The sequence below is a fragment of the Paenibacillus timonensis genome (genome assembly GCF_022427145.1).
GTDB classification, from domain to species: Bacteria; Bacillota; Bacilli; order Paenibacillales; family Paenibacillaceae; genus Fontibacillus; species Fontibacillus timonensis.
Genome location: NZ_JAKSXN010000073.1, coordinates 1 through 23,108 on the forward strand (window position 1 = coordinate 1; position 23,108 = coordinate 23,108).

Consider the following 23,108-nt stretch of genomic DNA (forward strand, 5'->3'; position numbering starts at 1 on the left):
TGAGTACCGGTCCAAGTCATTACTTAAGACCATTTGGAGGTGGAGAATTATCAGTAAGGAACATTTGATCAATGATGAGATTCGTGCGAAAGAGGTCCGTCTGGTGGGTGCTGAAGGCGAACAAATCGGCATTAAGCCGCTGCGCGAAGCGCTGCAAATGGCGATTGACCTGAATCTGGATCTGGTGAACGTTGCGCCGACTGCCAAGCCGCCGGTATGCCGGATTATGGACTATGGCAAGTTCCGTTACGAGCAGCAGAAGAAAGAGAAGGAAGCCCGCAAGAATCAGAAAATTGTGGACATCAAGGAAGTGTGGTTCCGTGCGAACATCGAGGAACACGATTTCCAGACGAAGCTTCGCAATGTGATCAAATTCTTGAAAGATGGCGACAAGGTGAAATGCTCGGTTCGCTTCCGCGGACGGGAAATTACCCATGCCGACATCGGGAAGAAAATTCTCGACCGCGTCAAAGATGAGGTTGCGGAAATCTCATCCGTTGAGCGCGTTCCGAAGCTTGAAGGACGCAGCATGATTATGATCCTGGCACCGAAAAACTAATCGTTTGCTTTCTATATATGACCGTTTCGTTTACGGAATGACTCGAATGAGAAGGCTTACGTTCACAAACTTTGAGGGGGAAGTACAATGCCTAAAATGAAAACCCACAGCAGCCTGAAAGGCCGCTTCAAAATTACCGGATCCGGTAAAGTAAGACGTTACAAAGCGAACCGCAATCACTTGCTGTCCCATAAGTCCAAACGTGCAAAACGTGTTTTGGCCAACAGCCCTGTTGCTTACGCAGGTGACGTTAGCCGCATGAAACAACAACTGGCAAACCTGAAGTAATTTCCGAGGAACAATTAACACAACTTATTGGGAGGTTTTTTAAATGGCAAGAGTAAAAGGCGGATTCGTCGTTCGTCGTCGTCATAAAAAAGTATTGAAACTGGCTAAAGGTTATTTTGGTTCGAAACACCGCATCTTCAAAACCGCTAACGAGCAAGTGATGAAATCCTTGCTGTACGCATACCGTGACCGCCGCGCGAAAAAACGCGACTTCCGCAAACTGTGGATCGTTCGGATCAACGCTGCAGCCCGCATGAACGGTTTGTCCTACAGCAAAATGATGCATGGCCTGAAGCTCGCTGACGTGAACATCAACCGCAAAATGCTGGCTGATCTCGCCGTTAACGATCTGAATGCATTCAATTCTTTGGCTGCCGTAGCTAAAGAGAAAATCAACGCTTAAGTTCAAACGATAAAGGCGCTGTTTCCGGTTCTACCGGGACGGCGCTTTTTTTGGGGATGCCGGGGCGACCCGGATACATAAGCAAGGTCGCGGAAATCTCGCATAAGTCCACCCAAAAGAGCTGGAAATTCGTGGGATGGGCATGTATCCGACCTGTTGGACTTGGCAAGAAAATCCGCCGGATAGGCATGGAAATGTTGAAAATTAGGAATGCTATAGGTAAGCCGCACAACATGTCCGGATATCCATATGAACCCGGGGAAATACTGATATTTTCGTGAAAGACGCGCTCGAATGTTCGGGAATAGACGTGTTTCAGGAATAAGTTTACATGAAGCGAACATTGCATGACAAATATGTCGAAAGTAAGCGTTTTATTTGAAATAAAGGCGAAAATTATTTAACCCAGGGTTATTAAAAGTATGGATTTTAGCATATTTTACAGGTATAATCGGTCTGTGTGGTCTACTTAGACAAGGCTCACAAAATTTTAAGGGGGATTAACCGCAATGAACAAAGCCTTCAAGCTATCTTTACTCATGGTGCTCGCATTTACTCTGATTTTGGCGGGATGCGGCAACAACAATGCAGCGAACAACGGTGGAACCGCCAATACCGGGAACGCCGGCAATACGGCCGACAACACGCAAGCGGGTAACGGCGGGAACGCGGCAACCGATGCATCGAAGTTTAAGATCGGTCTCGTAACCGACGTAGGCGGCGTAAACGACAAATCCTTCAACCAATCCGCATGGGAAGCGCTCGTAGCGATGCATGAGGAGCAAGGCATTCAGAACAAATACTTGCAAAGTGCTCAAAGCTCCGACTACGTTCCGAACCTGACTCAATTCGTACAAGGCGGCTACGACTTGACTTGGTCGATCGGTTTTGACCTGGGCGATGCAACGAAACAGGTTGCTGACGCGAATCCGAACGCCAAAATGGCGATCATCGACAACGTTGTTGACGCTCCAAACGTAGAATCCGTTACGTTTGCCGAAAACGAAGGTTCCTTCCTGGTCGGCGTAGTAGCAGGTCTGACGACGAAAACGAACAAAATCGGTTTTATCGGCGGTGCCGAGAGCCCGGTTATCAAACGTTTCGAAGTTGGTTTCCAAGCAGGCGTAGCAGCGGTTAACCCGGACGCAAAAGTAACGGTTACTTATGCAGGTGCTTATGACAAGCCGGATATCGGTAAATCTTTGGCTACCCAATTGTTCAACGATGGCGCCGACATCATTTTCCCGGCTGCTGGCCAAACGGGGAACGGCGTATTTAACGAAGCAGCGGCTCGCAACCAAGCTGGCGGCGCAAACAAAATGTGGGTAATCGGCGTCGACAAAGACCAATCGCTCGAATTCGGCGATGAAGTTACTTTGACTTCGATGATGAAGCGCGTTGACGTTGCCGTTAAGAACGTAACTCAACAAGTCATCGACGGTACGTTCAAGGGTGGTCAAGTCACGAACTTGACGTTGAAAGATGATGGCGTAGGCTTGCCGGAAGAGAATCCGAACCTGAGCCAAGAGATCTTGGACAAAGTTGAAGAATACAAGCAAAAGATCGTTAACGGCGAAATTACGGTTCCTGCTGAGTAATCGAGCAAGCGAAACGTTTACGTCCGTGTGGACAGTGGAATATAATAGAGTCATTCAAGCAGGCAAGGCCAGTGGATCAACTGGCCTTGTTGCTTGCGTTAATCCCATAATGGTGAGGGTGGTTTCATGAACGCTGCGGCTCCCGTAGTCGAGTTGAAGCAAATCACGAAGCGTTTTCCCGGTGTTGTCGCGAACGACTCCATCAGCCTAACCCTGCGCAAGGGCGAAATTCATGCCTTGCTCGGCGAGAACGGTGCGGGCAAATCGACGTTGATGAACATTTTGTTTGGCCTCTATCAACCGGATGAAGGTTCGATTGAGATGAACGGCCAGCCGGTGACGATCGACAATCCCAACAAGGCAATCAAGCTCGGGATCGGTATGGTTCACCAGCATTTCAAGCTCGTACAGCCTTTTACGGTAACCGAGAACATCATTCTTGGCATGGAACCGAAGAAGGGACTTAAAATCGACTATAAATCGGCGTCCGCCCAAGTGGCGAAATTGTCGGAGCAGTATGGCCTTGAAGTCGACCCGAACTCGAAAATCCACGATATTTCCGTCGGGATGCAGCAACGGGTCGAGATTATGAAAATTCTGTTCCGCGGCGCGGATATTCTTATATTTGACGAGCCGACCGCTGTGCTTACGCCTCAGGAAATCGAGGAATTGATGGCCATCATGAGACGGCTGGTGGCGGAAGGCAAATCCATCATTTTGATTACCCACAAGCTGAAGGAAATTATGGAGATTTCGGATCGGGTCACGATCATTCGCCGCGGCAAGGTCATCGATACCGTGGAGACGGATAAGACGAACCCGAAGGAACTGGCGGAAAAAATGGTCGGCCGCGGCGTCTCCTTCAAAGTGGATAAAGATGAACCTCAAATCGGACAACCCGTCTTGCAACTTAACGATTTGAAAGCGAAGGACAAGCATGGCATCCATGTGCTGAACGGACTCAAACTGGAGGTGCGCGCCGGTGAAATCGTCGGTATTGCCGGGGTTGACGGCAATGGCCAAAGCGAGCTGATCGAAGCGATCACCGGTCTGCGCAAAATCGAATCCGGTTCGATCAAGCTGTCGGGCAAGGAGATCACTAACCTGCCGGCACGCAAAATCATCGAAAGCGGCTTGTCTCACATCCCTGAAGACCGGCATAAACACGGCCTCGTGTTGGATTTCTCCATCAGCGAAAACATGGTGCTGGAGACGTACTACCAGGCACCTTACAGCAAGGGAGGCTTTCTGAACCAGCGGGCGATCGACGAGCATGCCAAGCAATTGGTTGAGGCGTTTGACGTGCGTACGCCTAGCGTGGAAACGAAAGCACGCTCCTTGTCCGGGGGGAACCAGCAGAAGGCGATTATTGCGCGGGAAATAGACAAGAACCCGGACCTGTTAATCGCCGCCCAGCCGACGCGGGGACTGGATGTCGGGGCGATCGAATTCGTTCACAAACAGCTGATCGAACAGCGGGACCAAGGCAAAGCGGTGTTGCTGATTTCCTTCGAGCTGGACGAAATCATGAACGTGTCCGATCGGATCGCCGTCATTTATGAAGGACGGATCGTCGGCGAAGTGCTTCCGCAGGAGACCAACGATCAGGAGCTTGGCCTAATGATGGCGGGAAGCCTGGAACGGGGAGGTCAAAGCATTGGATAAGTTGCGAAAAATATTTACGTTGGACAGCGTCATTCTTCCGCTCGTTGCCATCGTGCTCGGGTTGTTGGTTGGCGCGGTGGTCATGCTGATCGGGGGATACAATCCGATCGTTGCCTATAGCGCGCTTTTGCAGCGGGTCGTAGGGAATCCGTACGACTTCGGCGAAACGATTCGCCAAATCACGCCTTTGATGTTTACGGGTTTGGCGGTTGCCTTTGCTTTCCGCTCCGGGATGTTCAACATCGGAGCGGACGGACAGGTTCTGATCGGCATGACGGCGGCTACGGCGGTATCGCTGTCGTTCTCGGGATTGCCTTCCGGCATCCTGGTTCCACTGGCGGTGATTGCCGGCGGGATCGGAGGCGGTCTCTGGGCGGGGATCGCAGGATACCTGAAAGCCAAACGGGGCATCAATGAAGTTATTACCACAATCATGTTGAACTGGACGGCGTTGTATTTATCGAACTACGTCATCCGCAATTTCTACTTGCTGAAAGGCCAGAACCGTTCGGAAGATATCGCGGCATCCGCGTCCATGACCTTCCTGAACGATGTTTTTAATAATGCCCGGATCCATTGGGGAACCGTCATCGCTCTTCTGACGGCAGTATTCTTCTTTGTTTACCTTTGGAAAACGAAGCAAGGCTACGAAATGCGTTCCGTCGGTTTGAACCCGAATGCGGCGGAATACGCCGGGATGAACGTCAGCCGCAACATCGTCAAAGCGATGTTCATCAGCGGCGTGTTCGCCGGCCTGGCCGGGACCTTCGAGGTGCTGGGCGTGTTCCATTATCAATCGGTCTTCGCGGCTTCTCCGGGATACGGCTTTGACGGCATCGCCGTCGCGCTGCTTGGCATGAACCATCCGTTTGGCGTGGTGCTGGGATCGATCCTGTACGGCGTGCTGACCTACGGTTCGGCCGGGATGAGCTTTAGCGCGGGAGTGCCTCCGGAACTGATCAAGATCGTGATCGGCTCGATCATATTCTTCATTGCCGCTCAGGGCATCGTGAGAATCGTGCTGAAGCCGTTTTACCTGAAGCGCAAGAAAGAGAAGGTGTCGTAAGATGGACGTACTTACACTGCTTGGTCAATTGCTGAACTCTACCCTCGTATTTTCGACAGCGTTGATCTTCACGGCGCTTGGCGGCATTTTCTCCGAGCGTTCCGGCGTCGTCAACATCGGCTTGGAAGGGTTAATGATTTTCGGCGCATTTGCCGCCGGCGTAGGGACTTATTATGCTCAGGAAGCGGGCATGGGCGCATTCTCGCCGTGGGTCGGGGTCATCGCTGCCATGGTTATGGGGGTCATCGGCGCCTTAATCCATGCGGTAGCAACGATCACGTTTAAGGCGGACCAGACGATCAGCGGGATCGTCATCAACTTCTTGGCTGCCGGCTTGACGGTATATATCGTCAAACTGCTGTTCGAAGGGGCTGCCGAGACGCCGCTCGTTACGGTGTTCCATAAAGTCCCGATTCCCGTGTTGCGCGATATTCCGATCATCGGGGAGGGCTTCTTCAACTCGTACCCGACGACTTATCTGGCGTTGATCCTCGTCGTTGTGATCTACTTCGTGCTGTTTAAGACGCCGTTTGGACTACGGTTGCGTTCCGTCGGCGAACATCCTAGCGCGGCGGACACGCTGGGGGTTAACGTGACGAAAATGCGCTACATCGGGGTGCTCCTCAGCGGCGCGCTGGGAGGTATCGGCGGTGCGACCATCACGCTGACGACGACCAGTACGTTTGCCCATAACACGATTTCGGGTCAAGGCTTTATCGCCATCGCCGCGATGATATTCGGGAAATGGAACCCGCTCGGCGCTTTCGGCGCGGCGATGTTCTTTGGTTTCTCGCAGGCGATTCGCAACTACGTGCAGTTGTTCGAATGGTCGAGAAGCATACCGCAGGAGTTTATTTTTATGATCCCTTACGTGCTGACGATTATCGTCCTCGTCGGAGCGGTGGGACGTTCCTCGGCGCCGGCGGCGCTAGGTACGCCTTACGATCCGGGGAAACGCTAATCAACGAGCAAAAGGATGCTGCCATGTGCAGCATCCTTTTTTGTCTTTCAGGGGGAGAGCCCGTTTGTCGGCAGTCAAGGCGATGGTGCAAGCAAGGGCGGAGACGATTGAATAGGTTAGGGGTGAACACGAAATAGCCGAGTCAAACGGTTCGGCCAGAGCGGTTTTCGCGGCTATAGGATCTAACCTGACAGGAGGAATTAGGATGGGCAGAACGGTTACGAGAAAAGAAGCCGAGAAATGGCTGGGCAAACAGGTCGCGGCTTATAAAAAAGACGGTACGGTTGTAACGGGCAAACTGGTGAAAATCAGCGGCAATCGCCTGATTCTTCGCCAAGCTCCCGGCAAAAAAGTCAGAACAAAAGCGTTGATCCCGCTTGTTTTGTTCGATCTCTTGGCGATCGGTACCGCTCCATACGCCTTTGGCGGGGTTCCGTACGGCGGCGTGCCGTATGGTGGCGTCCCCTATGGCGGCGGTTACCCGTACCCGTATTTCTGGTAAACGGGTTTAGCTGCGGCTGGGCAGCCTTTTTTCCAGCTCATAACATTGGGACAACGGAACGTAACGCTGAGTCCGGTAGCCTAATTTGCGGTAAAATAGGTGGGCTCGGGAATTATCCCGGTCCACCATTACTTTTGCCCGCAGACAGCCTCGGGAGGCGGCGAAGTTCTCCGCATGGGCCATCAGCGTTTTTCCGTAGCGCTGCCGCTGGTACGCCGATGCCACCGCCATCATGTCAATATATAGCAAGTCACCGTGAATGAGAAAATGGATAAAAGCGATGGGATCCGCTTCGTAAGTGGGCGAAGCGACCAGCGAGATGCCGCGCGACAGCCGCCCCGGGAGATCCTTGAAGACGGCCTCGATGTCCTGAGGAGGCATATGGGAGAAGGGGACAAGCTCTTCGCGGACCAAATCGTAGATGACGGGATCGTCCTGTTTGGGCCTTCTGTATCGAATCATGCGCGAATCTCCTCCTAACCGTGCATAATTTTGGGCGCTATCTTTTATCATATGAGAGGGAGGAGGGAAAGGGTTCCTGCAAAAAACTTTAATTCTTTAGGGTATTGACTCGTGGTGTAAACTAATCATATAATGTTTCTAAACATTTTAAGACATATCTTGCAAACGGCAATGATGAGGACGAAGCTTTAAGGGCTCTTTGCTCAGAGAGTGGATGGATTTGCTGAGACCACCACCAAAATCCCTTAACTGCGAGCTCACCTCGGAGCTGTTTCCCTGAAAAGCTGCAAGCCATCCGCGGTGGCGCTTGCACCCAAGGCTTAGTAGGGGGAATCGTCTGGTCCGCGTTACGGACCACGAGTAAGGCGTCTTAGGCTTTTACTCGTCAAGGCTTGGCACTGCGAGGTGCCGGGTAAAAATGGGTGGTACCACGGAGGATCAAACCTTTCGTCCCTCGGAACAGGAAACTGTTCCGGCGGGCGGAAGGTTTTTTTAGTTAAATAAGAGTTTCAAAAGTCAGCTTTTCAGCACCGAGAAGGTTGGATGAAGCTAGGGAGTGAGTAGCGGAGCGTAGCTGGAGGCTACGTGAGCAACGGAGCGACCGGCTGAATTCAAGATTCGATGCCGAATCCGCTTCATGAGTTACATCGTGATCAAAAGTTGACTTTTAAACAACCTATGATAAGGAGGATGACTGATGAGCGCGCAAATTCCAGAAATGCGGTCTACAGAACAATTACGAGAGAAATGGATGAAACCGGAAGTCATTACGGGTTCCGATATCCTGCTTCGCAGCTTGCTTTTGGAAGGTGTCGAGTGCGTCTTCGGTTATCCGGGCGGAGCGGTGTTGTACATTTACGACGCGCTATACGGATTTACCGATTTCCACCACCTGCTGACCAGACATGAGCAGGGCGCCATCCATGCGGCGGACGGTTACGCCCGGGCCACTGGCAAAGTCGGCGTATGCATCGCCACCTCCGGTCCGGGAGCGACCAACACGGTGACGGGGATCGCAACCGCGTTTATGGATTCCGTTCCGCTTGTTGTCATTACGGGGAACGTCGTCTCCAGCCTGATCGGCACGGATGCGTTCCAAGAAGCGGATATTACCGGCATTACGATGCCGATCACGAAACACAGCTATCTCGTCCGGAACGTCGAGGATTTGCCTCGCATTATCCACGAAGCGTTCCACATTGCGAATACGGGACGCAAAGGACCGGTCCTGATCGATATTCCGAAGGACGTGTCGGCAAACAAGGCATTGTTCGAACCTTCCCAGACTATCAACCTGCGCGGATACAATCCGACGGTGGTGCCGAATCGGCTGCAGCTGGATAAATTGGCAGCCGCCATTCAAGAAGCCGAGCGGCCGGTCATCATCGCCGGCGGCGGGGTCGTCTATTCCGGTGGACATGAGCAGTTATTCGAATTCGTGAACAAGACGCAAATCCCGATTACGACGACATTGCTTGGCTTAGGCGCTTTCCCGAGCGGACACGAGCTGTGGATGGGGATGCCGGGAATGCACGGCACGTACACGGCCAACCAGTCGATCCAGCAATCCGATTTGCTGATCAATATCGGGGCGCGGTTTGACGACCGGGTGACCGGCAGGCTGGACGGTTTTGCGCCGCAGGCCAAAATCGTGCATATCGACATTGACCCGGCGGAAATCGGCAAGAACGTCCATGCGGACATTCCGATCGTCGGCGACGTCAAAACGGTGCTGGAAATGCTGAATCCGATCGTGTCCCGCGCGGACAAAGCGGATGCATGGAGATCGCAAATCCAGCGGTCCAAGATCGAGAAACCGCTGAAGTACATCGATTCCGATACCGTGCTGAAGCCGCAGTGGGTAATCGAGCTGCTGAACGACACGACGGGCGGCGAAGCGATCGTCACGACCGACGTCGGCCAGCATCAGATGTGGACGGCGCAGTATTACAAATTCAACCAGCCCCGTTCCTGGATCACCTCGGGCGGCCTCGGGACGATGGGCTTCGGATTCCCATCGGCCATCGGCGCGCAAATGGGGCATCCCGATCGGCTGGTCATCTCGATCAACGGCGACGGCGGCATGCAGATGTGCGCCCAGGAGCTGGCGATCTGCGCGATCAACAACATTCCGGTCAAAGTGGTGGTCATCAACAACCAAGTGCTCGGCATGGTCCGCCAATGGCAGGAATTGATTTATGACAACCGCTACAGCCATATCAATCTCGAAGGTAGTCCGGACTTCGTCAAGTTGGCTGAAGCTTACGGCGTGAAAGGCCTGCGGGCGACGAACAAGGAAGAAGCCAGACGCGCATGGCAGGAAGCGCTCGACACGCCGGGACCGGTTCTGGTGGAATTCGTGGTCAGCAAAGAGGAAAACGTATATCCGATGGTTACCCAAGGTTCCACCATTGATCAAATGCTGATGGGGGACAGTGAATGATGATGAAAAGCCATGCGATTTCCGTTTTAGTTAACGACCAGCCGGGGGTTCTGCAGCGCGTGGCCGGCCTGTTCGGCCGGCGCGGCTACAATATCGAAAGCATCACCGTGGGCCAATCCGAGGAAGAGGGATTGTCCCGGATGATCATCGTCACGCAAGGCGATGACAAAACGCTTGAGCAAATCGAAAAACAGCTGTACAAACTGATCGATGTCATCAAAGTCGTCAATCTCAGTTCCAGACCGATGGTCGCACGCGAGCTCGCTTTGATCAAGGTGAAATCGGAGCCGGCGGAGCGCCCGGAAATCATGGGCGTCGTTGAAACGTTCCGCGCCGCGGTCGTCGATATCGGGACGAACAGCATGATGGTCCAAGTCGTCGGCGACACCGAGAAAATCGACGCCATGATCGAGTTGCTTCGCCCATACGGCATCCGCGAGCTATCGCGCACCGGCGTCACCGCCATGATCCGCGGGAACGCTTAAGCATCCGAACGATCCAGTCAATGTGCCGCTAACAGCGGCTTCACCCCTCCGCCAGGCGCCGGGCGGGTGTTTGAGGGGACCGATCAAGCCAAGAATCTGCTTTATCGCTTCAAGGCGTCGGTCCATTGAAACACCCGCTCGTCATAGGCGGAGGGAACCATACTTATTTTAATCAAGGGCACAGCTTGACTGTCCCGCAAATCCTAGGAGGGCATAAGAAATGGCAGTTACTTTGTACTATGAACAAGATGCAGAACTCAGCGTATTGAAAGGAAAAACGATCGCGATCATCGGTTACGGCAGCCAAGGACATGCCCATGCGCAAAACCTGCGCGAAAGCGGACTGAATGTCGTCATAGGCCTGCGGGAAGGCAAATCCTTCAACAAAGCCAAGGAAGACGGGTTTGAGGTATTGTCCGTTGCGGAAGCGACCAAACGTGCGGATGTCGTGCAAATCCTGATGCCGGACGAAACGCAAGCTGCAGTCTATAACAGCGAAATCGCTCCAAACTTGAAAAAAGGCGCCGCTTTGCTGTTCGCGCACGGCTTTAACGTGCATTTCGGACAAATCGTTCCTTCCCCGGACAACGACGTATTGCTCGTAGCTCCGAAGTCGCCGGGCCACATGGTTCGCCGTACGTATGTGGAAGGCTTTGGCGTTCCTGGCTTGATCGCCATCCACCAGGATGCAACCGGCAAAGCCAAAGAGATCGGCCTTGCTTATGCGAAAGGGATCGGCTGTACCCGCGCGGGAGTTATCGAAACTTCGTTCCGCGAAGAAACCGAAACCGATTTGTTCGGCGAACAAGCTGTATTGTGCGGCGGCGTAACGGCCCTGATCAAAGCCGGTTTCGAAACGCTGGTGGAAGCGGGTTATGCTCCGGAAATGGCGTACTTCGAGTGCTTGCACGAAATGAAGCTGATCGTCGATTTGATCTATGAAGGCGGCATGGCCACCATGCGCGACTCCATCTCCAACACGGCGGAATACGGGGATTATGTAACAGGTCCTCGCATCGTGACGGAAGAAACGAAGAAAGCGATGAAAGCCGTGCTTTCCGACATCCAACAAGGTAAATTCGCCCGCGATTTCATCTTGGAAAACCAATCGAACCGTGCATTCCTCACCGCAACTCGCCGCAACGAAGCAAACCATCCGATCGAAGTGGTCGGCAGAGAGCTTCGCGGCTTGATGCACTGGATCAAAAAATAAGCGGAATACCGTTGATGTGGCGTAACGTAAGATGATTATGAACCTGAATACCCAATGCGGCCGCCCCTTTGCGTGAGCCGCATTGGAGCTTTTCGGAGGAGGTGCATGGCATGCGCAAAATCTACATTTTCGATACGACGCTTCGGGATGGCGAGCAATCTCCCGGAGTGAACCTGAACACTCGCGAAAAGCTGGAGATCGCCTATCAGCTGGAGAAGCTTGGGGTCGACCGGATCGAAGCGGGATTTCCCGCAGCTTCGCCCGGGGATTTGGCGGCCGTCAACGCCGTGGCGCGTGCGGTCAAGAAATCGACGGTGATCGGGTTGTCCCGGTCGCGCACGCAAGATATCGATGCGGTTCGCGAAGCGCTGCAAGGGGCGGAAGATCCTTGCATCCATTTGTTCCTGGCCACGAGTCCGATCCACCGGAAATATAAATTGAAGATGGAGAAGGACCAGGTGCTGGAAACGGCGCAGGCCGCGCTGCGGTATGCCCGCAAGTATTTTTCGAAAATCGAATTTTCCGCCGAGGATGCCGGCCGGACCGAACTGGATTTCCTCTGCGAGATGACGGCGATGGCCATCCGTGAAGGCGCATCGGTGGTAAATATCCCGGACACGGTCGGATATTTGTATCCCGAGGAATACGGCAACATCTTCCGTACGCTGAAAGAGAAGGTGCCCGGCATCGAGAAAATCCAGCTGAGCGCCCATTGCCATGACGATTTGGGCCTGGCGACGGCGAACTCGCTGGCTGCGATCCTAGGCGGTGCCGATCAAATCGAAGGGACGATCAACGGGATCGGGGAACGGGCCGGCAATACCGCGCTGGAGGAAGTGGCGCTGGCGCTGGAAACTCGCTTCGATTTCTTTGGGGCGAAAACGTCGCTCGAGCTGTCGGAAATCGCCCGCACGAGCCGGCTGGTCAGTCGCTTGACCGGGATGGTCGTGCCGGGAAACAAGGCTATCGTAGGCGCGAACGCGTTTGCCCACGAATCGGGCATCCACCAAGACGGCATGCTCAAGGAGAAAACCACCTACGAAATCATGTCGCCGGAAACGATCGGGCTCAAAGAGAGCAAACTGGTGCTTGGCAAGCATTCCGGGCGCCACGCTTTCCGTGAGAAGTTGGTGGATATGGGCTATACGCTGGATGACGAGCGTTTGAACGATGCTTTTGCCAAATTCAAGGCGCTGGCCGACAAGAAGAAGGAAGTCACCGATGAGGACCTGCTGGCGATCGTTGAGGAGAAGCTGATCGATACGCCGGAGGAATTCCGCCTTGAAACGATTTTTGTCTCTTACGGCAACGAATCGACGCCGGCGGCGAAGGTGCGGCTGGTCACCCTTGGCGGCGACATCCTCGAGAAGGAAGCCGAAGGCAACGGATCGGTTGACGCGATCTACAATGCGATCGACCTGGCTTCCGGCGAAGAAGTCAAACTGGCCGATTATTCGATCAAATCGGTCAGCCACGGCAAGGACGCCCAAGGGGAGGTCCATGTCGTGCTGACTCAAAACGGCGTATCCGTGCAGGGGCGCGGCGTCAGCACCGATATTTTGGAAGCGAGCGCCCGTGCCTACGTGGACGCGCTCAACCGCTTGATCGAGAAGAGAAAGTCCAACTCTGCGATTCGGGCGTAACCGAGCAGGGGCGAGGCAAGAACGGAGCTGACTTTTCAGCTCCGTTCTTTTTTTGCCGGCTTATAGCTGATACCTATTACCTTAATAGATTCTATATCTTTGTTTATCCTTACCCGGTGTGTTACAACTGAAGAAGAGGATGTTCACGAAAGGGAGCTGGAAGCAATGGCAGAAGTCAAGAAAATCGCGGTGATCGCGGGCGACGGCATCGGACCGGAAGTGGTGGCCGAAGCGGAGAAAGTATTGAAACGGACCGAGGAACTGTTCGGATACCAATTTGAAACGGAGCATGCGTTGTTCGGCGGAATCGCCATCGACGAGAAAGGGACTCCGCTGCCGCAGGAGACGCTGGAGGTGTGCCAAAAGGCCGACGCCGTGCTGCTCGGGGCCGTAGGCGGTCCGAAATGGGACAACAATCCGAAGGAGCTACGCCCGGAGACCGGATTGCTTGGCATCCGCAAAGCGCTGGGCCTGTTCTCGAATCTGCGTCCGGCGGTCGTGTTCGATTGCTTGAAGGACGCTTCGACGCTCAAACCGGAAGTGCTTGAGGGCACGGACCTCATCGTGGTGCGTGAGCTGACCGGCGGCATTTATTTCGGCGAGAAATACCGCCGCGATACGGAGCACGGCCAGGAAGCCGTTGATACGTGCGCGTACAACGTCAGCGAAGTGGAGCGGATCGTTCGCCAAGCGTTTGAAATCGCTCAGAAGCGACGCAAGAAGCTGGCCTCCGTCGACAAGGCGAACGTCCTGGAAACGTCGCGGTTGTGGCGCGAAGTCGTAAACCGCATCGCTCCGGAATATCCGGACGTTGAGCTGGAGCATGTCCTTGTCGACAACTGCGCGATGCAGCTGCTGCGCCGTCCTGCCAGCTTCGACGTGATCGTGACGGAGAACATGTTCGGCGACATTTTGAGCGATGAAGCAGCCATGCTGACCGGCTCGATCGGGATGTTGTCTTCCGCTTCCCTGGGCGAAGGCAGCTTTGGGCTGTATGAGCCCGTGCATGGTTCGGCGCCGGACATCGCCGGTCAGAACCTGGCTAACCCGATCGCGACGATCTTGTCCGTAGCACTGATGTTCCGTATGACCTTCGGTTATGCCGATGCCGCCGATGCGATCGAAGCCGCTGTCGCCGACGTGTTGAATGCCGGACATCGTACCGGCGATATCGCCGTCGACAAGAGTCAGGCGATCGGTACGAAGGAAATGGGCGATCTGATCGTTGCCGCGATGAAGAAGTAATCGGCCGCAAACCGGAAAATTGACTTTGAATATGGCCGATGTTACCATGTGAACAGATAAGAAGATGGACCCCCTGTTTGAGCTGAGCTCAAATCGGGGGTTTTTTGCCCCATGGTACGCCTGCAGGGGAATAGCCCAAATGCCAAGATTTACAATCCCTTCGCAGGAATTTGAAGCAAGCTTCACGAATAAATTATATGAAATCCCAGCCCCGGGAGGGCCGGGAAGCGTTAATGAACCGACGCGGGAAAGGGTGAAGGGGAATGAGTTTTTGCTGCGGAGCCAGCATGCTGGGAACAAAGGGGACTTTAAAGCATTATCGTACGCAGGTACATAATGTGCCCCTGTTATTTTGCCCGGTGTGCCATCGGGTTGAGGTTCATTATAAGGTGGAGAACGAATACGAAATCCTGGCGGAATACGCGCATGGCGACGGGGTTTCGGAGATTGATTTTCAGGATTTCGTGATGGAGGACGATGAGTCCATTTTCGGAAACTGCGTGAATCGGGAAGACGAAGATCCTTTGGTGATCGTGCAAAGCCAAATCGATATTTCGCTGGACCTCCTGTCCGTAGCCAAACATATCGGCGATGAGAAATGGACCGAGGAGCTCAAGAAAAGGCTGGCGGTCATGAGCCGGCGCAGAGCACGGCTTCAACACAACAATAGTTGATGGATCCGAAATAGTCTTCCGGAAGGGAGGCTATTTTTGCTTTTTTAGGACTATGGTAGCCGTTTTGCGTTCATCCAACTTTTTTCGACAGTTTCTCTGGTTGACGGTATTTGGAAAACTTGACTATGATTGAAATAGGTGGCTTTTGACTTATCTGATTTGGGACATGCATCCATCGCCTTTGCGCGGGATACGGCATAGATAGCGTAGAAAAGTTGAGTTAAGCAAGCCGAGTCGGGGTAAGTTCTTCTAGGTAGTGATCGTATGTTGTCTTGTTAGGCAAAGTACATCATTTGAGTAAAGGGGGAACCAAACTTGTTGAGTGAATTTCAAGAGACATTGCTCCAGTCCGTCAAAGCATACCAATCAACCCAGCTCGTAAAAAACAAGTATGAGAATGTACTCCAACACCTGGACAGCGGAATTATGCTGTTCGACAGCGATGGGGTTCTAACCTTTATCAATGTACAGATGGCCAAGCTGCTCGAAATGCCGCGCCAATCCCTGATCGGCTGCAACTTGCTGCAGATGCTGCGGCATCCGCATCTCAACCAATTTAAGAAGCGCAAGATTTTGCGTATTTACCGGGAGACGATTTTTCACCGTAAAAAATACCACGAGTTAATCGATGAATACGGCAGGCACTGGCTCATCACGGTCACTTACGGGGATCAGATGGACGGGGATTTCTTGCTTAGCGTCAAAGACGTTTCCGATTTCAAACGGATTGAACAAACGGCTTATCAGAATGACAAGCTGGCGATGCTCGGCAAGATCTCGGCGGCGATCGCGCACGAAATTCGCAATCCGCTTACGGCGATCCGTGGATTCATCCAATTGCTGCGGCCGCATTTGCTGCAATTGGGCAAAGATGAGTATGCCCGGATTATTCTGACGGAAATCGACCGGGCCAACGACATTATTCATGAGTTCCTCAATTCTTCGAAGCCATCGGCTCCGCAGAAATCGACGGTCAGCGTTTCTTCCCTGCTGAAGGAAGTCGTCTTGCTCACGGAAAGCGAGGCGGTGATGAAGGGCTGTCAAATGATTTTTCACGAGCCGAAGGAGGAGCTGCTCGTCTCGATCGACGTGAAACAGATCAAGCAGGTGCTGCTGAACATCATTAAGAATGCCATGGACGCCATTGCCGAGGTGGGAAGCGATCATCAAGGGCTAATCGATATCTGCGCGGAAATGGAGGGGAAATCGGTCAACATTTCGGTCCAGGATAACGGCGGCGGAATGGACAAAGGCTTGCTAAGCCGCTTGTTTGACCCATTCTTTACGACGAAGGAGAAGGGGACCGGATTGGGATTGTCGGTGAGTTACCGGATTATCCGGAACCATCGGGGGAACATTTCCGTGGATAGCTTAAAAGGAGCGGGAACGATTTTTGTCATCTCGCTCCCGCTGGCCATATAGCTTATTCTTTAGGGCCCTTGGCCGGAGAAACCGAAGAGGACGCCGCGTAATTCCCGCAAGCCGCAGAACAGGATTTCTGCTGCGAGCAGGAGGCGCAGGCGCCTTTTTTGCTTTTCTTGAAGCCGCGGTATAACGCAAAGCCGGCATAACCGAAAATGGCGGCGACGATAACAATATCGATCATAACGGGTGCTCCTTTCGTAGTTCGGATCACTACCTTAAGCCAAGCCAAAACCGAATCGCAGTCCGACCTGATAAATCAAGAGGGAGACGAGGTAAGCAAGCGTCAATGAATAGGCGATCGAAAATAACGTCCATTTCCAAGAGGCCGTTTCTTTGCGGAGAACGCCTACCGTCGCGAGACACGGGGTGTACAGCAGGACGAAGGCCATAAAACTGTAGGCCTGAAGCCCCGTGAAGGATGCGGCGATTTGGCCTTGCAGTCCGGCCATATCGGGCGCGTGGTAGATAATGTTCATGGTCGAGACCACGACTTCCTTGGCCATAAAGCCGGTGATCAGGGCAGCTCCGGATTGCCAGGTGCCGAAACCTAACGGCTGCAGGACGGACGAGAACAAACCGCCGATGGCAGCGAGGAAGCTGTCGTCCATGTTCTCCGCCACGCCGCCCGGACCCAGGTACGTGAGCAGCCAGATCAGCACCGAACCGCCGAGAATGAAGGTACCGGCTTTACGCAGAAAGCCTTTGCCCTTCTCCCAGGTACTGCGGAACAGGGTAACGCTTTGCGGCATCCGGTAAGGCGGCAGCTCCACCATAAAGAAAGAACGTTCGTTTTTGAACAGGAACAGCGAGAAAACTTTGGCCAGCACAAGCGCCAGTACGATACCGAGCATATACAGCGAAAAGACGATCAGGCCTTGCGACTCGGCGAAAAAGATGCCGGCAAACAAAGCGTAAACCGGCAGCCGAGCGGAGCAGGACATCAGCGGAATCAGCAGCATGGTCAGCATCCGCTCCTTCGGCTGCTCGATGCTGCGGGAGGCCATGACCGCCGGCACGTTGCAGCCAAAACCTAGGATAAACGGGATTAATGCTTTGCCGTTTAACCCGACGATTTCCATCAATTTGTCCATCATGACGGTGATCCGGGCCATATATCCGGAGTCCTCGATGAAGGAAATGATCAGGAACATGATGAAAATCTGCGGGATAAACACCAGCACGCCACCGACGCCCCCGATGATGCCGTCGATGATCAGCGCATGCGTGAAGCTCGAAGCCCCAAGATTCGTCAGCAGATTCTCCGCGCCGCCGGTCAGAGGCCCGGTGATAAACCCGTCGAGCAGGTCCGAGAGCGGATTGCCAAGCCAGTCGAACGTCAACTGGAAAGTAAGAAACATGAAGGCCATAAACAGCGGGATGCCGAGAACCGGATGGGTGGCGATGCGGTCGATGCGTTCCGTCATCGTATGCGGTTTCTTCTGGGAGGCGTCAACCGCCTCGCTGCAGATCTCCCGAATCCGCCCGATGCGGACGGTGCGGATATGCTCTTCCGCCGAGGAGGCGCTGCCGGCTGCGGCCAGCCGTTGCTCCGCCTCGGCACGAATGCGATGCAGCTTGTTCAGGTTGGTCTGTGGCGGAAGCGCGGCGATGACTGCCGGATTCTCCTCCAACACCTGCAGGGCGATCCAGCGCAAAGACGGGCGCCCTTCCTCCCAGCCTGCGGCAAGCTCCCGGGAGATGTCTCGGATGGCCCGTTCGATCGCCTCGCCATAAGTGATGGTAAAATGCGGGACATCCGCCGCTTCGGAAGGCAGCTGTTCGATTGCTCGCAGCAGTTCTTTGCTGCCTTTCCCGGTGCGGGCGATCAAAGGAAGAACCGGGGAGCCCAGTCGGGCCGTCAACTTCTCCGGATCGACCTTCAGCCCGTTAGCGTTGGCGACGTCGATCATATTTAGCCCAACGATGACCGGCTTGCCGTATTCGAGCAGCTGCAGCGTCAGATACAGGTTGCGCTCCAAATTGGAGGCGTCTACGATGTTCACCAGCACCGAAGGAGACTCGGCAGCGAGGTATTCCGCCGCAACGCCTTCGTCTTTGGAGAGGGGATGCAGGGTGTAGATCCCGGGCAGGTCGGTCAGCTGTCCCGCATTGTTCCGCAGGTGTCCGACTTTCTTCTCCACCGTCACGCCGGCCCAGTTGCCGACATATTCGTAGGAGCTGGTTAAGGTATTAAACAGCGAGGTTTTTCCCGTGTTGGGATTCCCGATCAGTGCGGCTTGGTTCATGAGACCGCCACCTCAATATGAGCGGCCTCCTTCTGGCGAATGCCCAGCAATTGACCGGCGCATTCCAGCGTGACCGGGCCGCCCCACAGGCAATACCGCTTCACGACAACGTGAGTCCCTTCCCGGATCCCGAGATCGGCGAGACGCCGTTTCAGCACCGGATCCATATTTCCGATTTGCGTGATAGCGCAGGAGGTTCCGGGTTTCAGTCCAAGCAGGCAACTTCGGCAGGGCGTCATGAATTTCTCTCCTTATCCTGATAAAATGGAAAACTTGTATCGTCATGTAGCAAGCCAAACGGCTATTGTGTGTAGTTGGGTAATTGGTATTGAGAATCAATCTCAATTGGGTTTAAATGTAATATATCACGCATGGCCGATCCATACTGTGATTAATCTCATATCGAAGAATGGAAATCTTCCTGATCCAAAGATGACTTTTCGAACAACCTTTAGTAAGATGGATAGTAAAACGAAACGATGGAGAGGAATATGCCGGTATGAAAGCCAACCAATGCAAAATCGTCGATTGCACCATCCGTGACGGAGGCCTGGTGAATAACTGGGACTTCAGCGTGGAATTTGTCCAAAAATTGTACGCGGGTCTTAACGAGGCGGGTGTGGATTATATGGAAATCGGCTACAAAAACTCGCCGAAGTTGCTGAAAGGCGCTGATGAGGCTGGTCCTTGGCGGTTTCTGGACGACGATTTCCTGCGCAGCGTAATTCCTCAAAAAGGAACGACGAAGCTATCCGCGCTGGTCGATATCGGCCGGGTAGACGAAAACGATATTTTACCGCGCAGCGAAAGCCTGCTCGATTTGATTCGGGTCGCTTGCTACATTAAAGACGTGGACAAAGCCTTGCAGCTGGTTCAATTGTTCCATGACCGCGGCTACGAGACGACGCTGAACATCATGGCGCTGTCCAACGTAATGGAGAATGAACTGCTGGAAGCCTTCGAGATGATCAAGGAGAGCGTCGTTGACGTGGTCTATATCGTCGATTCATACGGAAGTCTCGATTATAAAGACATGGAGTATCTGGTCAACAAGTTCAAGACCCATTTGCCGGGGAAACGGCTGGGCGTTCACACCCATAACAACATGCAGCTGGCGTTCTCTAATACGTTGGTGGCTGCCGAGAACGGGGTTGAACTGCTGGACGCTTCCGTGTACGGCATGGGACGCGCGGCCGGCAATTGTCCAACCGAGCTGCTTGTCACCCATTTGAAAAACACGAATTACAAGCTGCGCCCGGTTTTGGAAGTCTTGGAGGAACTGCTGATCCCGCTTCGAGAGAAAGAAGAGTGGGGGTATTTGATCCCCTACATGATCACGGGGACGCTTGACGAGCATCCGCGTTCCGCGATGGCCTTGCGGGCGTCGGAGGACAAGGACAAAGCCGTCGATTTTTACGATAAGTTGACGACCCCAGAGACGACGGTTCATCGTAACAAAAAATAAGATGATTCAGCTCGGCGCTTCGCGTCCGGGCTTCTCTTTTTTCCTCGACAAATTTGGGGAAAAGGCAGGAAATAAGCGGAATATGTTGAATTAGTAGTTTCATGACGGAAGACAGAACTTACCTCCGGAGGTTGATATACATTGAGGATTAGGGCAGAGGAACAAACGACAATCATCCAAGGGGTAATCGGTTTGGCGGCAATGGTCGGGGTAGCCTGGCTGTCGGCTTGGAGCGGGTTCCCGCAGGGGACGGACGCGGTCGTTCAAACGCTGCACCTCCTGGCCGGTTTGCTATGCCTGGCGGTTTCGTTTGCGATCTTTGCGCAGGGATGGATTCTGTTCATCGACAAACTTTCCAAACAGCGGCTTTATACGGCCGTTTTATTTACAATGATCGGGATATTGGATATTCTGTTCGCTGCCTCGTATGGCGGCATCCCGCTGCTTGGCTTCGAACCGGGCGGCAACTTGGCGACCTGGTTTTTGGCAATCTCGCATCTGCTGGGGGCTTTAGGGATGTTATGGATTTTTGCGGGGGCGGATCAGCAGGTGTCCGGACAGCAGAAAATCGCCATGTTTGCTGGCGCCGGCCTGTTAATGCTAGCGGGCCTGCTGGTGTTAAACCGATACCAAAGCAGCTTGCCGTCGCTGTATGATCTGGAGTGGGGGCACCTGATCTTGCGAGTCGGCATTCCGCTATTGTATATCGTCGCCGCAACGGCGATCTTGTTCCGGCATCGCACGGAACGTCCGCCAGCGATCATGACGGTGACCCGGGCGTTGCTGTTCATGGCGATGGGGCATGTGCTTCTAACCTACCCTGAGGGGCCTTCCGAGGGTTTGACGCAGGCTGCGGGCCAATGGTTTATGGGCATCTCCTATTACATCGTATTAAAAGGCGTTTACCGGCTGACGATTGAAGAGCCGATGCGCGGCAAGCAGCTGGCGGAAGCCCAGATGAAGCATATGGCCTATCACGATGATTTGACCGGGCTGCCGAATTTGCGGCAAATGAAAGAGCAGTTGGGCGAGCTGTTGGTGTTTTCGCGGGCGAATACCGGCGTCGCGGTGATCAATATCGACCGGTTCAAAGCGATTAACGATTCCCTGGGCTACAGCGCCGGAGATAAGCTGCTTACCGAGCTGGGAAGCCGCTTGTCTGCGCTTGGGGGACATCAACAACGGGTGTACCGCATGGGCGAGGACGAATTTGCCGTGATCTTTCCGGAACTGCCGGATGCTGCGGCGGCCGAGGAGCGGGCCAAGCAGTTGTTGGCCTCTGTTGATCCTACGGTGCTGATCGACGATACCGAATACCATATCTCATTAAGCATGGGCTTGTCCGTATTCCCGGATGACGGGGATTCGGTGAACCAGATGATCCAATATGCGGATATGGCGGTTCATCATGCCAAGGAGTATGGCGTGGATTTTATGCGATATCATGCGGCAATGAAGCAGCGTACGCAATCGAAGGTGGAGCTGGAGAACGACATGCGCAAGGCGCTGGAACGGGAGGAATTTTTCCTGGAGTTCCAACCACAGATCAGCTTGGATACGGGGAAAATGGTCGGGATGGAAGCGCTTGTCCGCTGGAACCATCCTAAGCGGGGGCTGCTGCCACCAAGCGAATTCATTCCGCTGGCCGAAGAGAGCGGCCTGATCGTTCCGCTCGGCGAATGGGTGCTGAAAACCGCCTGCCTGTACAATAAAAAATGGCAGCTGGAGGGTTTCGAGCCGGTATGCGTATCCGTTAATTTATCGATGCGTCAGTTCCGGCAGTATAATTTAGCGGAGCACGTGGACGCGATTCTGCAAGAGGTCGGATTGGAGCCGCGTTACCTGGAGCTCGAAGTCACCGAAAGCATGACGTACGATATTGAAACCGCATTGGATCAGCTCCATCGTTTGAAGCGTTTGGGGATACATATCAGCATCGATGATTTCGGCACGGGCTATAGCTCGCTTTATTATTTAAAAAGCCTGCCCATCGACCGTCTGAAAATCGATCGCGCCTTCGTGAAAGAGGTCATGTACGACGGGAACGACGCGGCGATCGTCTCCACCATCACCACCATGGCTCATCACTTAAAACTAAAGGTGACGGCCGAAGGCGTGGAGAACGAAGAGCAGCTGGAGTTCCTGAAGCTCCAGCGGTGCCACGAAGGACAAGGATATCTGTTTAGCAAGCCGGTGCCTGCCGGCGTGCTGGAAAGCGAGTTCCTTAGCCGGCTAGCCGGCTAAGGTTTTTTGTCCCTGGCGGTTTTCCGCTCGTTGTTTTCGCAGATTGCCAGCAGTTCCCGCTTGCGCCCGCATGCGAAACGTGATATATTAATTTTTGCCTTCCCAAAAGGGGCCTGCATTTACTTCGGGACGTAGCTCAGCTTGGTAGAGCACCTGGTTTGGGACCAGGGGGTCGCATGTTCGAATCGTGTCGTCCCGATCTTTTCATGATGTTGTCAGCAGGTACCGTGCGGGTGTAGTTCAATGGTAGAACTCCAGCCTTCCAAGCTGGTAGCGTGGGTTCGATTCCCATCACCCGCTCCATAATGAAGAAGTAAGATCCTTATCTCGGTAAGGATCTTTTTTGTTATGGAGAACGCTAACTTTTAAAAATTTAAATACTCGATTTTTAATATTTGTGATTTAAATCACATATAACGTGAAAAATATCACATATAATAAAGACATCAAAGATGATCATCCGAAAAACAAATCGAACGATAAACCAAAGGAGTGGGAATCATGTTTAACAATTTCCTGAG

Annotated in this window: 21 protein-coding genes and 2 tRNA genes; 19 read left to right on the top strand and 4 right to left on the bottom strand. The window is 53.5% G+C overall.

The genetic code is table 11. The features are described 5' to 3' along the window. Positions 1 to 64: 64 nt before the first annotated feature. From infC to MJ257_RS21600, 8 genes are all read left to right on the top strand, one after another. Positions 65 to 559, top strand: a complete 495-nt coding sequence (infC, locus tag MJ257_RS21565) for a translation initiation factor IF-3 (protein ID WP_240271199.1) — start codon at positions 65 to 67, stop codon at positions 557 to 559. Between the two features lie 87 nt (positions 560 to 646). After that, positions 647 to 847 carry a 50S ribosomal protein L35 gene (gene rpmI, locus MJ257_RS21570; protein ID WP_059046389.1) on the top strand — a complete coding sequence of 67 codons (201 nt, stop codon included), beginning with the start codon at positions 647 to 649 and terminating at the stop codon, positions 845 to 847. A 43-nt stretch (positions 848 to 890) separates the two neighbouring features. Beyond that, a complete protein-coding gene (gene rplT, locus MJ257_RS21575) occupies positions 891 to 1,250 on the top strand; it encodes a 50S ribosomal protein L20 (RefSeq protein WP_178022054.1) in 360 nt (119 codons plus the stop codon). A gap of 509 nt (positions 1,251 to 1,759) precedes the next feature. Continuing rightward, on the top strand, positions 1,760 to 2,848 hold the full coding sequence (locus MJ257_RS21580) for a BMP family lipoprotein (protein ID WP_240271183.1): 1,089 nt from the start codon (positions 1,760 to 1,762) through the stop codon (positions 2,846 to 2,848). 126 nt (positions 2,849 to 2,974) lie between these two features. Then, entirely contained in the window at positions 2,975 to 4,513 is a 1,539-nt protein-coding gene (locus MJ257_RS21585) for an ABC transporter ATP-binding protein (protein ID WP_240271184.1), read from the top strand. After that, entirely contained in the window at positions 4,506 to 5,579 is a 1,074-nt protein-coding gene (locus MJ257_RS21590; RefSeq protein ID WP_178022051.1) for an ABC transporter permease, read from the top strand. Before MJ257_RS21585 ends, MJ257_RS21590 begins: the two co-directional genes overlap by 8 nt. Position 5,580: 1 nt before the next feature. Continuing rightward, positions 5,581 to 6,540, top strand: a complete 960-nt coding sequence (locus MJ257_RS21595; RefSeq protein ID WP_240271185.1) for an ABC transporter permease — start codon at positions 5,581 to 5,583, stop codon at positions 6,538 to 6,540. A gap of 205 nt (positions 6,541 to 6,745) precedes the next feature. Further along, positions 6,746 to 7,042, top strand: a complete 297-nt coding sequence (locus MJ257_RS21600) for a hypothetical protein (RefSeq protein ID WP_178022049.1) — start codon at positions 6,746 to 6,748, stop codon at positions 7,040 to 7,042. Positions 7,043 to 7,048: 6 nt separating this feature from the next. Here the strand turns inward: MJ257_RS21600 and MJ257_RS21605 are convergent, their stop codons facing one another. Continuing rightward, complete coding sequence (locus MJ257_RS21605; RefSeq protein ID WP_240271186.1) at positions 7,049 to 7,504, bottom strand: GNAT family N-acetyltransferase; 456 nt, start codon at positions 7,502 to 7,504, stop codon at positions 7,049 to 7,051. A gap of 697 nt (positions 7,505 to 8,201) precedes the next feature. Here MJ257_RS21605 and ilvB point away from each other — a divergent pair. The 7 genes from ilvB to MJ257_RS21640 all read left to right on the top strand — a co-directional run bounded on the left by ilvB (position 8,202) and on the right by MJ257_RS21640 (position 16,629). Then, entirely contained in the window at positions 8,202 to 9,947 is a 1,746-nt protein-coding gene (gene ilvB, locus MJ257_RS21610) for a biosynthetic-type acetolactate synthase large subunit (protein WP_240271187.1), read from the top strand. Further along, entirely contained in the window at positions 9,944 to 10,432 is a 489-nt protein-coding gene (gene ilvN, locus MJ257_RS21615; protein ID WP_240271188.1) for an acetolactate synthase small subunit, read from the top strand. Before ilvB ends, ilvN begins: the two co-directional genes overlap by 4 nt. A gap of 220 nt (positions 10,433 to 10,652) precedes the next feature. After that, entirely contained in the window at positions 10,653 to 11,645 is a 993-nt protein-coding gene (gene ilvC, locus MJ257_RS21620; protein ID WP_240271189.1) for a ketol-acid reductoisomerase, read from the top strand. A 110-nt stretch (positions 11,646 to 11,755) separates the two neighbouring features. Beyond that, positions 11,756 to 13,288, top strand: a complete 1,533-nt coding sequence (locus tag MJ257_RS21625) for a 2-isopropylmalate synthase (protein WP_240271190.1) — start codon at positions 11,756 to 11,758, stop codon at positions 13,286 to 13,288. A gap of 165 nt (positions 13,289 to 13,453) precedes the next feature. Then, entirely contained in the window at positions 13,454 to 14,533 is a 1,080-nt protein-coding gene (gene leuB, locus MJ257_RS21630; protein WP_240271191.1) for a 3-isopropylmalate dehydrogenase, read from the top strand. A gap of 263 nt (positions 14,534 to 14,796) precedes the next feature. Beyond that, entirely contained in the window at positions 14,797 to 15,207 is a 411-nt protein-coding gene (locus MJ257_RS21635; RefSeq protein WP_240271192.1) for a hypothetical protein, read from the top strand. A gap of 315 nt (positions 15,208 to 15,522) precedes the next feature. Further along, a complete protein-coding gene (locus MJ257_RS21640; protein WP_240271193.1) occupies positions 15,523 to 16,629 on the top strand; it encodes an ATP-binding protein in 1,107 nt (368 codons plus the stop codon). Between the two features lies 1 nt (position 16,630). Here the strand turns inward: MJ257_RS21640 and MJ257_RS21645 are convergent, their stop codons facing one another. From MJ257_RS21645 to MJ257_RS21655, 3 genes are read right to left on the bottom strand one after another with little or no spacing between them, the layout of a single operon-like run. Continuing rightward, positions 16,631 to 16,813: a FeoB-associated Cys-rich membrane protein gene (locus MJ257_RS21645; protein ID WP_240271194.1), complete on the bottom strand. Its 183-nt coding sequence runs from the start codon at positions 16,811 to 16,813 to the stop codon at positions 16,631 to 16,633. Between the two features lie 34 nt (positions 16,814 to 16,847). Continuing rightward, the gene (feoB, locus tag MJ257_RS21650; RefSeq protein WP_240271195.1) at positions 16,848 to 18,878 is read right to left on the bottom strand and encodes a ferrous iron transport protein B; all 2,031 of its coding nucleotides are present in this window, start codon (positions 18,876 to 18,878) and stop codon (positions 16,848 to 16,850) included. After that, complete coding sequence (locus tag MJ257_RS21655) at positions 18,875 to 19,117, bottom strand: FeoA family protein (RefSeq protein ID WP_240271196.1); 243 nt, start codon at positions 19,115 to 19,117, stop codon at positions 18,875 to 18,877. The genes feoB and MJ257_RS21655 overlap by 4 nt, the downstream gene beginning before the upstream one ends. A 260-nt stretch (positions 19,118 to 19,377) precedes the next feature. Here MJ257_RS21655 and MJ257_RS21660 point away from each other — a divergent pair, with 260 nt between their 5' ends. The 4 genes from MJ257_RS21660 to MJ257_RS21675 all read left to right on the top strand — a co-directional run bounded on the left by MJ257_RS21660 (position 19,378) and on the right by MJ257_RS21675 (position 22,890). Beyond that, complete coding sequence (locus MJ257_RS21660; RefSeq protein ID WP_240271197.1) at positions 19,378 to 20,343, top strand: aldolase catalytic domain-containing protein; 966 nt, start codon at positions 19,378 to 19,380, stop codon at positions 20,341 to 20,343. A 141-nt stretch (positions 20,344 to 20,484) separates the two neighbouring features. Then, entirely contained in the window at positions 20,485 to 22,587 is a 2,103-nt protein-coding gene (locus MJ257_RS21665; RefSeq protein ID WP_240271198.1) for a putative bifunctional diguanylate cyclase/phosphodiesterase, read from the top strand. 125 nt (positions 22,588 to 22,712) lie between these two features. Next, positions 22,713 to 22,786: transfer RNA gene (locus MJ257_RS21670), tRNA-Pro, on the top strand. 30 nt (positions 22,787 to 22,816) lie between these two features. After that, positions 22,817 to 22,890, top strand: a tRNA-Gly gene (locus tag MJ257_RS21675). Positions 22,891 to 23,108 lie beyond the last annotated feature (218 nt).